The 10,549-nt window shown below is 70.4% G+C and carries 7 protein-coding genes; 4 read left to right on the top strand and 3 right to left on the bottom strand.

The genetic code is table 11. The annotated features are described in order from the left end of the window. Window positions 1-299 precede the first annotated feature (299 nt). From ACZ6Z4_RS09680 to ACZ6Z4_RS09670, 3 genes are all read left to right on the top strand, one after another. Window positions 300-3,008 carry an AfsR/SARP family transcriptional regulator gene (locus ACZ6Z4_RS09680; protein WP_465560550.1) on the top strand — a complete coding sequence of 903 codons (2,709 nt, stop codon included), beginning with the start codon at window positions 300-302 and terminating at the stop codon, window positions 3,006-3,008. 110 nt (window positions 3,009-3,118) lie between these two features. Beyond that, complete coding sequence (locus ACZ6Z4_RS09675) at window positions 3,119-4,537, top strand: MBOAT family O-acyltransferase (protein WP_465560548.1); 1,419 nt, start codon at window positions 3,119-3,121, stop codon at window positions 4,535-4,537. A 12-nt stretch (window positions 4,538-4,549) separates the two neighbouring features. Then, window positions 4,550-5,638 (top strand): alginate O-acetyltransferase AlgX-related protein, encoded by a 1,089-nt coding sequence (locus tag ACZ6Z4_RS09670; protein ID WP_465560546.1) that lies wholly within the window; start codon window positions 4,550-4,552, stop codon window positions 5,636-5,638. A 64-nt stretch (window positions 5,639-5,702) separates the two neighbouring features. Here the strand turns inward: ACZ6Z4_RS09670 and ndk are convergent, their stop codons facing one another. From ndk to ACZ6Z4_RS09655, 3 genes are read right to left on the bottom strand one after another with little or no spacing between them, the layout of a single operon-like run. Then, on the bottom strand, window positions 5,703-6,113 hold the full coding sequence (gene ndk / locus ACZ6Z4_RS09665; RefSeq protein ID WP_363676131.1) for a nucleoside-diphosphate kinase: 411 nt from the start codon (window positions 6,111-6,113) through the stop codon (window positions 5,703-5,705). Between the two features lie 50 nt (window positions 6,114-6,163). After that, window positions 6,164-6,499 (bottom strand): DUF4233 domain-containing protein, encoded by a 336-nt coding sequence (locus tag ACZ6Z4_RS09660; protein WP_363676133.1) that lies wholly within the window; start codon window positions 6,497-6,499, stop codon window positions 6,164-6,166. Next, window positions 6,496-7,854, bottom strand: a complete 1,359-nt coding sequence (locus ACZ6Z4_RS09655) for a bifunctional folylpolyglutamate synthase/dihydrofolate synthase (RefSeq protein WP_465560542.1) — start codon at window positions 7,852-7,854, stop codon at window positions 6,496-6,498. Before ACZ6Z4_RS09655 ends, ACZ6Z4_RS09660 begins: the two co-directional genes overlap by 4 nt. Before the next feature lie 70 nt (window positions 7,855-7,924). Between ACZ6Z4_RS09655 and valS the strand changes: the two genes are divergently transcribed. Next, window positions 7,925-10,468 carry a valine--tRNA ligase gene (gene valS / locus ACZ6Z4_RS09650; protein WP_465560539.1) on the top strand — a complete coding sequence of 848 codons (2,544 nt, stop codon included), beginning with the start codon at window positions 7,925-7,927 and terminating at the stop codon, window positions 10,466-10,468. The last annotated feature ends 81 nt before the right edge of the window (window positions 10,469-10,549 follow it).

Below are 10,549 nucleotides of genomic sequence, written 5' to 3'. Positions count from 1 at the left end.
CGATATGGACACGTCGACTCCCCACACCCCCCCCCCCCCCCCCCCCCCCTCCCCCCCTCCCCTCCCTCTTCTTCCTCCCCCCCCCCCCCCCCCTCCCCCTCGCCCCCCCCCCCCCCCCCCCCCCCCCCCCCCCGCGCCCCCAGACTCTCGCCCCTCCCCTGACGGGCGAGCGCTCCTCCCTCGGAACCCGGTGAGCGGCCGGTCACGACCTCGGCTGCTCGTCCGGCGAGCATGACGGTTGGCGCATTCATGACGCTTTCGTGGCGCTTTCACGCCCGTCGGGGGGCCACAATGGCGCCATGGAATTCCGGCTGCTCGGTCCGGTGGAGGTCCTCGACGACTCCGGCCGGCGGATCGAGCTGGCCGCGAACCGCCTCCGGGTCCTGCTGGCGACCCTCCTCCTGCAGCCGAACCGCGTGGTCGCGGGCCAGGAGCTGATGGACACGCTGTGGGAGGAGGACCTCCCCGCCAGGCCTCGGGCGGCCCTCCAGACCTACATGTCCCGCCTGCGCACTCTCCTGGGCCGTCCGCTGATCCGCACCGAGGCCGCGGGCTACGTGATCACCGTCGACCCGGCGGAGATCGACCTGACCCGCTTCCGCGACCTTGTCGAGGCCAGTACGACGACCGCCGACCCGGACGAGCGCATACGGCTGCTGACCGAGTCGCTGGCTCTCTGGCGCGGGGAGCCGCTCGCCGGCCTCGCCGCCGGGGCGCTGATCCGGGATGCGGTCCCTGCTCTCACCGAGGAGCGCCTGCACGCCACCGAGCTGCTCCTGGCTGCCAAGCTCGAGCACGGCGACCAGGTGGGCGCCGAGCTACGCAGCCTGACCCGCCGCTACCCGCTGCGCGAGTCCCTGTGGGCGCTGCTCATGCAGAGCCAGATCGCCGCCGGTCAGCCCGCTGACGCGCTGGCGACGTACAGCGAGGCCTCCCGGCACCTGGCCGACGAGCTGGGGCTCGACCCGGGCCCAGCGCTCCGCCGCCTCCACCAGGCCGTGCTGGCGACGGACGCCCGCGCAGCAGCCGCTCGTACGAGTCACCAGACCGTCCCGCACCAGCTGCCGGCAGTCGGGCGTACCTTCATCGGCCGCACGCAGGAGCTGGAGGCGCTCGACCGAGCCCTACTGAGTCCGACCGGCTCGATAGCGGTCGTCTCCGGTACGGCGGGAGTCGGCAAGACCTCGCTGGCGGTCCAGTGGGCTGAGCGCGCCGACTTCCCCGACGGCCAGCTCTACGTCAACCTGCGCGGCTTCGACCCCTCCGGCGAGCTGGTCGACCCTGCTGACGCCGTCCGCGGCTTCCTCGACGCGCTGCAGTCCATGCCCGGCCGGATCCCCGCCGGTGAGGCAGCGCAGTCCGCGCTGTACCGGACGCTGCTCAAGGACCGCCGGATGCTGATCGTCCTCGACAACGCCCGCAGCGCCGCGCAGGTCCGGCCGCTGCTCCCCGGCGGCAACACCTGCCGAGTGCTGGTCACCAGCCGCGACGCCCTGCCTGGCCTGCTCGCCACAGAGGGCGCTACCCCGGTCAACCTCGACCTGATGGACTGGGACCAGGCTGCAGCCCTCCTGACCGGCGCAGTCGGCAGCGACCGGGTGCAGGCCGAGCCGGACGCTGTAGAGGACCTCATCGAGCTCGCTGCCCGCCTCCCCCTGGCTCTGTCGCTGGTCGCCGCCCACGCCGCGGCACACCCAACCTGGTCGCTCACCGCGGTCGCCACCGACCTACGGCGTACCAGGCAAGGGCTGGACGCGTTCGCCGGCGAGGACGAGGCCACTGACCTCCGCGCTGTCTTCTCCTGGTCGTACCAGCTCGTCAAGGCAACCTCGGCGCAGGTCTTCAGGCTCTACGGCGCTCATCCCGGCCCGGACCTCTCCGTCGATGCAGCAGCTGCTTTGGCCGGTACAACCCCCGACCGCATCGCACCGGCCCTCGCCGAGCTGGAGCGAGCCCACCTCCTCACCCAGCACTCCCCCGGCCGCTACACCGCCCACGACCTCCTCCGCACCTACGCAGCCGAGCTCGCCGCCGAGGACGGGCCGCCGCTGCACCGCCTGCTCGACCACTACCTCCGTACGGCGGACGCCGGGGACCAGTGGCTCCGCCCGCACCGCGACCCCGACGAGCTGCCCGCACCCGCCGGTACGCCGTACGCGCTGAGCTTCGGCGGCTACCAGGAGGCGTTCGACTGGTTCGAGCAGGAGTGCCCGAACCTGGTTGCGCTCGTCGAGCACGCCGTACGCCGAGGCTTCGACGGCCACGCCACCCACCTGGCCCGCACCATGACCGGCTACCTGGAGCGCCGCGGCCTCTGGAGCACCTGGGTCGACGTGATGGGTACGGCGGTCTACGCCTGCGAGCGCTCCGGCGACGCAGCAGCGCAGGTGATGGCCCGCCGCTACCGCGCCCACGCCCTGGCCCGGCAGCAGCGCCTCCCCGAAGCGCAGTCGGAGGCTGAGCGAGCACTGGAGCTGGCCAAGGGTGACCCGGTGGCGCAGGCGTGGTGCGAACGCATGCTGGCGTTCGTACTGGCCGAGCAGGACCGTCTGAAGGAGTCGTACGAGCACGACCTCGTCGCGTCCGACCTGTTCAAGGCAGCCGGGCACCGGACCGGCCAGGCCCTCGCGCTGAACTCGCTGGGCCTGCTGCACGCCAACACCTTCGGCGAGTACGAGCTGGCGCTGCAGTACTGCCAGCAGGCGCAGCGCCTCTACCAGCAGGTCGACCACAAGCTGGGCGAGGCAGCGACCTGGGACCACCTCGGCTACGCCTACCGCTGCCAGTCGGCGTACGGCGAAGCCATCGCCTGCTACCGCAAGGCCCTGTCGCTCTACCGCGAGCTGAACGACCTCTACTACCAGGCCCTGATGCTGCAGAACCTCGGCGACGTCCACCAGGAGCTGGGCGACCAGCCGGCCGCCCGCAGCTCGTGGCAGTCGGCCCTGACCCTGCTGACCGACCTGGACCACCCCACTGCCGACGACCTGCAGGCTCGGCTCGGCTGACGCAACTTCTTCGCTCCCCAAGGCATCTAGGGCACTAGAGGCGTCCTCGGACGGCGTACGTCCGTATCTAGTGGTGCCGTAGCTGCTTTCGACCTGGGGGGAGATCAGCCTTGTCCTTCGCCGCGCCACTGTTCCTGTGGTACTTCCTGCCCGCGGTGCTGCTGGCCAGCTGGATCCTGCCGCACCGCGCCCGCAATGGTGTGCTCGCGGTGTTCTCGCTCGGCTTCTACGCCGTCGGTGGCAAGGAGTTCGTGCTGCTCCTGCTGGCGCTGATCGCGGTCAACTACGCCGCGGGGCTGGCGATCGGCGCGCTCCCGATCCGGCGCCGCAAGGCCGTCGTCGTCGCGACCGTCGCCGCGGACCTCGCCGTCCTGGCGGTCTGGAAGTACGCCGGCTTCGCGTCCACCGCGGTGCACTCGATCGCGCAGGGACTCGGCCTCGGCGACACCCGGATCGTCAGCCTGGCGCTGCCGATCGGGATCAGCTTCTTCACCTTCCACCACCTGTCGTACGTCGTCGACGTCTACCGCGGCGTCCGGCTGCCGATGCGCAACCCGCTCACCTTCGTCACCTACATCGCGATGTTCCCGCAGCTGGTCGCCGGCCCGATCGTGCGCTACCACGAGATCGCCGACCAGCTCCGCGACTCGCGCCGGGACCGGTTCGCCGACTTCGCCGAGGGCTTCCCGCGGTTCGCCTGGGGCCTGTTCAAGAAGGTGGTGATCGCGGACTCGCTGGCTCCGCTGGCCGACGCGGCCTTCGCCTCCGAGGACCCGTCGACGGCGACCGCGTGGATCGGCGCGCTCGCCTATGCCGGGCAGATCTACTTCGACTTCTCCGGGTACTCCGACATGGCGATCGGCCTCGGGATGATGTTCGGCCTGCGGCTGCCGGAAAACTTCGAGCGCCCGTACTCCGCGATCTCGGTGACCGACTTCTGGCGGCGCTGGCACCAGTCGCTGTCGCGCTGGTTCCGCGACTACCTGTACGTGCCGCTCGGCGGCAACCGCGGCGGTACCTTCCGCACGTACCGGAACCTCAGCATCGTCTTCCTGGTCACCGGGCTGTGGCACGGCGCCGCCTGGACGTTCGTGGTCTGGGGCGCCTTCCACGGCGTGCTGCTGATCATCGAACGCGCCACCGGGCTCGGCCGCTCGGACCGCTGGGCCTGGCCGCGGCGGGTCATCACGTTCGTGCTGGTCGTCTTCGGCTGGGTGTTGTTCCGGGCCGAGTCGCTGCCGGCCGCCGGAAAGATGCTGCAGGCAATGATCATGCCGTGGCACGGCTGGTCGGTCGCGCCGGACGTCGCGGTGCTGCTGTCCGGGCACCGGGTCGCGCTGCTCGTGCTCGTCCTGGCGACGGTGTTGCTCCCGGCAACGTGGGTGACCGGCCGGGTGATCGACGGGCTGCAGGAGACACCGCGCTGGGCGCGCCGGTCGCTGAAGGCCGCCGCGCTCGTGCTCTCGCCGTACGCCGCGATGGTGGCGGTGGCCGGGACGTTCAGCCCGTTCTTGTACTTCCAGTTCTGACAGGGGGATGTGGTGAGACGAGGTCAGGTCGTCGCCGGGGTGGTCGCGTTCGTGTTCGTGTTCGGGCCGGCCTTCGGGTACGCCGTGGGCTTTCGGCAGGCGCCGGTCGACAACCGGGCGATCGCGCCCGCGCCCAAGGCGTCGGCGGGCTGGGACGCGCTGGACGCGGTCGGCCCGTGGGCGTCGGACCGGCTGGCGGGGCGCTCGACCGCCGTCCGGGCGAAGTCGTGGTTCGACTTCAACGTGCTGCGGGAGCCGCCGGCGTCGGGGAAGGTCGTGCGCGGGGACGACGGGTACCTGTTCCTCGGCGAGGACTTCACGAAGGCGTGCAAGCAGACGCCGGGGTTCCAGGCCGGGCTGGACGGGATGGCCGCGCTGAGCGAGGTGATCCAGCGGTCGGGGCGGCGCGTGGTGTTCTCCCTCGGGCCGAACAAGTCGTCGGTGGTGGAGCCGCCGGACGTCGTACCGGGCGGGCAGTGCGCGCTGGACGGGATCGCTGAGCAGAACCGGATCCTCGACTCGTACCAGCACCCGAACTGGCTGGCGCTGCGGTCAGCGATGACCAGGTCGCAGACCTACTGGCGGACGGACTCCCACTGGTCAGGTGCCGGGGCTGCTGTGTTTGCCAAGAGGCTGGCGGAGAAGCTGGGGCTGCGGGCGCGTCTGACGACTACACCCGATCAGGTGACCAAGACGGCAGACCTCAACGTGCTGCTCGGGCTGACGGCTACCGAGACGCCGCCGTCGGTACAGCTGTCCACCGGTACGACGGTGACGCCGCAGCCGGGCTACGCGGCGTTCGACGCCACCAAGGTGCTGTACGGCGTGGAGAAGTGGAAGACGACGCCGGCTACCGGGCTGGTCGGTGGCAAGTCGGTGCTGATCGGTGACTCGTTCAGCTACTTCGCGCTGGGCAACCTGCGGCCGCTGTTCGCCGACGGAACCTTCCTGTGGACCGGGCACGTCAGCGAGGAGGAGCTGATGGCCGGGATCAAGGAGGCGGACACGGTGGTGATCCAGCTCGTGCAGCGGTCGCTCACGCCGGGACATGTGTTCGCGACGAAGGCGTTCCGGGACAAGGTCGCTGCGGCGCTGAAATGAGTTCCGGCCCCGGTGCGGACCATGAGGGCGGTCGCACCGGGGCCGGGCGGGTACGGCGTACGGACTACGGCAGGTCCGGGAACCAGATCTTGATCTCGCGCTCGGCCGACTCCGGGGAGTCCGAGCCGTGCACCAGGTTCTCGCGGTTGGACAGCGAGTGGTCGCCGCGGATGGTGCCGGGCAGCGCCTTGCGGCCGTCGGTGGCGCCGTTCAGCGCGCGGACGACCTCGATCGCCTCGTCGCCCTCGAGCACCAGCGCGACCAGCGGGCCGCTGGTGACGAACGTGCGCAGCGGCGGGTAGAAGTCGCGCTCGACGTGCTCGGCGTAGTGCTGGTCGGCGGTCTCGCCGTCGATCGTGCGCAGCTCCATCGCCACGATCGACAGCCCCTTGGACTCGAACCGGCCGAGGATCTCCCCGACCAGGCCGCGGCGTACGGTGTCGGGCTTCAGCAGGACCAGGGTGCGCTGCGACATGTCACATCTCTTTCTCGAAGGCTTTGACGAAAAGTCTCGGGGCGGCGAGCCTAACCGGCGGCCGCGGCCTGGGCCGCCTTGGCCTCGTCGATCCGGCGGCCGAGCACGATCGCCATCACCCAGAACGCCGCGAAGGCCAGGCCGAGCACGAACATCACCGGGACGACGAAACCGAGCCCGACCGCGCCGAGCTGGACCACCCAGCCGAGCGCGTAGCCGACCTTGGTCCGCAGCAGACCGGCGGCGACGATGGCCAGCAGGGCGAGGCCGAGGCACACGCCCAGCGCCGTACCGGTGGAGACGTCGGCGACCGAGATCATCACGATCGTGGACAGCATCAGCACGATCGACTCGAAGCCGAGCACGATCGACGCCAGGGACCTCATCGGTTCGCTTCCTTCGGCTTGCGGACCAGCAGCGTACGGGCCTCTCCGGCGGTGATGACCGAGCCGGTGATCAGGACGCCGCCGCTGCCGAACGCGATCGCGTTCTGCTCGGCCAGCCGCAGCGCCTCGTCGATCGCGTCGACCAGGTGCGGCTTGACCACGACCCGGTCCTCGCCGAACACCTCGGCGGCGATCTCCCCGAGCTCCTCGGCCGGCATCGAGCGGTCGAACGAGTTCCGGGTGACGACGACGGTCTCCATGATCGGCTCGTAGGCCTCCAGTACGCCGTACACGTCCTTGTCCTTCATCACGCCGACCACGCCGATCAGCGGGTTGAACGCGAACGCCTCCGACACCGTCGCCGCGGTCGCCTCCGCGCCGTGCGGGTTGTGCGCGGCGTCGACGATCACGGTCGGGCCGGTCCGGACGACCTCCATCCGGCCCGGCGAGGTCACCTCGGCGAAACCGGCCTGGACCAGCTCGGTGGTGACCCGGCCCTCGGTCTGCTCGGTCGCGCCCAGCAGCGCCTCGACGGCGGCCAGCGCGGTCGCGGCGTTGTGCGCCTGGTACTCGCCGTGCAGCGGAAGGAAGATGTCCTCGTACTCCGCCGCCAGGCCCTTGATCGAGATCAGCTGACCGCCGACCGCGACCGTCCGGCTGGTGACGCCGAACTCGAGGCCCTCGCGGGCGACCTGCGCGCCGACCTGCGTCGCGCGGCGCTGCAGCACCTCCAGCACGTCGAAGCTCTGCTGCCCGATCACCGCCGTACCGCCGGGCTTGATGATCCCGGACTTCTCGCCCGCGATCGTGACCGGGTCGGCGCCCAGGATGTGCGCGTGGTCGACCGCGACCGGGGTGATCACCGAGACGACGCCGTCGGCGACGTTGGTGGCGTCCCAGGTGCCGCCCAGGCCGACCTCGATGATCGCGACGTCGACGGGGGCGTCGGCGAAGACCGAGTAGCCCATCGCGACGATCACCTCGAAGAACGACAGCGGGTGCTCCTGCTCGGCGTCCACGACGTCCAGGTACGGCGCGATCTCGGCGTACGCCTCGACGAAGCGCTCCTCGCTGATCGGCTCGCCGTTCAGCGTGATCCGCTCCCGGACCGTCTCCAGGTGCGGGCTGGTGAACCGGCCGGTCCGCAGCCCCGCCTCGCGCAGCAGCGTGTCGATGATCCGGGCGGTCGAGGTCTTGCCGTTGGTCCCGGTCAGGTGCACCACCGGGTACGCCTTCTGCGGGTCGCCGAGCAGCTCGGTGAGCCGCTGGATGCGCTCCAGCGAGGGATCCATCTTGGTCTCCGGCCAGCGGGCCTGGAGTTTCGCCGACACTTCGGCGTACGTGAGGTCGCTCATCAGGACCCCAGTCTAGGACGCTGTGGATATCCGGTCGGAGCATCCCTTGACAACCACTACGATTGTGCGCATGACCGAGATCTCCCGCGTTCCCGACAAGCCCACCCTCGAAGGCCTCGAGGAGAAGTGGGCGGCTGTATGGCGCGAGGAGGAGACCTACGCGTTCGACCGGACGGCCGAGCGGGCCGACGTCTACTCGATCGACACCCCGCCGCCGACCGTCTCGGGCAAGCTCCACGTCGGTCACATCTTCAGCTACACGCATACGGATCTGATCGCCCGCTTCCAGCGGATGCGGGGCAAGAAGGTCTTCTATCCCATCGGCTGGGACGACAACGGGCTTCCGACCGAGCGCCGCGTCCAGAACTACTACGGCGTCCGCTGCGACCCGACGCTGCCGTACGACGCGTCGTTCGAGCCGCCGGAGAAGCCGGACCCGAAGAAGCAGCTGCCGGTCAGCCGGCAGAACTTCGTCGAGCTGTGCGGCGAGCTGACCCACATCGACGAGCAGGCGTTCGAGGCGATGTGGCGCCAGGTCGGCCTGAGCGTCGACTGGTCGTACCTGTACACCACGATCTCCGACGACTCCCGCCGGACATCGCAGCGGGCGTTCCTGCGCAACTACGCGCGCGGTGAGGCGTACCTGTCCGAGGCGCCGACGCTGTGGGACGTCACCTTCCAGACCGCTGTCGCCCAGGCCGAGCTGGAAGCCCGGGAGTACCCGGGGGCCTACCACAAGATCGCCTTCCACGGCCCGAACGGCCCGATCTACATCGAGACCACCCGGCCCGAGCTGATCCCGGCCTGCGTCGCGCTGATCGCGCACCCGTCCGACGAGCGCTACAAGAACCTGTTCGGTACGACGGTCCGCTCGCCGCTGTTCGACGTCGAGGTCCCGGTCCTGGCCCACGAGGCCGCCGAGCCCGACAAGGGCGCCGGCATCGCGATGTGCTGCACGTTCGGCGACCTGACCGACGTCCAGTGGTGGCGCGAGCTGCAGCTCCCGGTCCGCACGGTGATCGGCCGCGACGGCCGGCTGCTGCGCGACACGCCGGAGTGGCTCGAGGGCTCGGAGCTCTACGCCGAGCTGGCCGGCAAGACGATCTTCAGCGCGCGCGAGCTGACCGTTCAGAAGCTGCGCGAGAGCGGCGACCTGGACGGCGAGCCGACCAAGACGACCCGGATGACGAACTTCTTCGAGAAGGGCGACAAGCCGCTCGAGATCGTCTCCACCCGCCAGTGGTACATCACGAACGGCGGCCGCAGCGAGGACCTGCGACAGGAGTTCGTCGACCTCGGCAAGGAAGAGGAGTGGGTCCCGGAGCACATGCGGCACCGCTACCAGAACTGGGTCGAGGGCCTGAACGGTGACTGGCTGATCTCCCGCCAGCGCTTCTTCGGCGTCCCGTTCCCGGTCTGGTACCCGATCGGCCAGGACGGCGAGCCGGACTACGACCACCCGCTGCTGCCGCGCGAGGAGCAGCTGCCGATCGACCCGACCTCGCAAGTCCCGTCCGGGTACGACGAGTCCCAGCGCGGCAAGCCGGGCGGCTTCCAGGCCGACCCCGACGTGATGGACACCTGGGCGACGTCCTCGCTGACCCCGCAGATCGTCTGCGGGTGGGAGCGTGACGCGGACCTGTTCGCGCGCACCTTCCCGATGGACCTGAACACGCACGCCCACGACATCATCCGGACCTGGCTGTTCTCCCGCGTCGTCCGCGCGCAGTTCGAGAACGGCACACTGCCGTGGAAGCGCTCGATGATCTCCGGCTTCGTCGTCGACCCGGACCGCAAGAAGTTCAGCAAGTCCAAGGGCAACGCGGCACTGCCGGACGATATCCTCAACAAGTTCGGCTCCGACGCCGTCCGCTGGCGCGCGGCGATGGCCCGGCCGGGTCTGGACTCGCCGTTCGACGAGTCGCAGATGAAGGTCGGCCGCCGGCTGGCGATCAAGGTCCTGAACGCGTCGAAGTTCGTGCTCGGCTTCGGGGCGACGTCCGCGGACGCCGCCGCCGTCACCGAGCCGGTCGACCTGGCGATGCTGCACAAGCTGCGCCAGACCGTTCTCGAAGCCACCGCGGCGTTCGAGCGCTACGACTACACGGGTGCGCTCGAGGTCACCGAGCGGTTCTTCTGGACCTTCTGCGACGACTACGTCGAGCTGGTCAAGGAGCGCGCGTACGGCGGCCAGGGCGACGGCCCGGCCGCGTCGGCGAAGGCGGCCCTGGCCGTCGCGCTGTCGGTCCAGCTGCGGCTGCTCGCGCCGTACCTGCCGTTCGCGACCGAGGAGGTCTGGTCGTGGTGGCAGGAAGGCTCGATCCACACCTCCAGCTGGCCGGTCGCCGACGTCGACATCGCGGTCGCCGACCAGGACCCGGCCGTCCTGGACGCCGTCAGCGAGGTCCTGACCGGGATCCGCGGCGCCAAGTCCACCGCCCAGGTCTCGATGAAGACCGAGGTCTCCAAGGTCGAGGTGACCGGCCCCGCCGCCCGCCTCACCCTCGCCGAGCAGGCCGAGAACGACCTGCGCGCCGCCGGCCGCATCACCGGCGAGATCCTCTGGAGCCCCGAAAACACCGCCGACGCCGTCACCGTCGTCGCAACCCTCTGAGAGGTTCCCGTACGCCGCTGACGCCCGCCTTCGCTCTCGGAGGCGGGCGTCACGTCTTTCACCCCAACGACGTCACGTCTT

The sequence above is a fragment of the Kribbella sp. NPDC104740 genome, assembly GCF_055583505.1.
Note: the sequence above shows the minus strand (reverse complement) of the source record. Positions and strands in the feature narration are given on the sequence as shown.

Coding starts and splice junctions, on each gene's coding strand:
- ACZ6Z4_RS09680 (WP_465560550.1), top strand. CDS start 300: ATGGAATTCCGGCTGCTCGGTCCGGTGGAGGTCCTCGACGACTCCGGC.
- ndk (WP_363676131.1), bottom strand. CDS start 6,113: ATGTCGCAGCGCACCCTGGTCCTGCTGAAGCCCGACACCGTACGCCGC.
- ACZ6Z4_RS09660 (WP_363676133.1), bottom strand. CDS start 6,499: ATGAGGTCCCTGGCGTCGATCGTGCTCGGCTTCGAGTCGATCGTGCTG.
- ACZ6Z4_RS09655 (WP_465560542.1), bottom strand. CDS start 7,854: ATGAGCGACCTCACGTACGCCGAAGTGTCGGCGAAACTCCAGGCCCGC.
- valS (WP_465560539.1), top strand. CDS start 7,925: ATGACCGAGATCTCCCGCGTTCCCGACAAGCCCACCCTCGAAGGCCTC.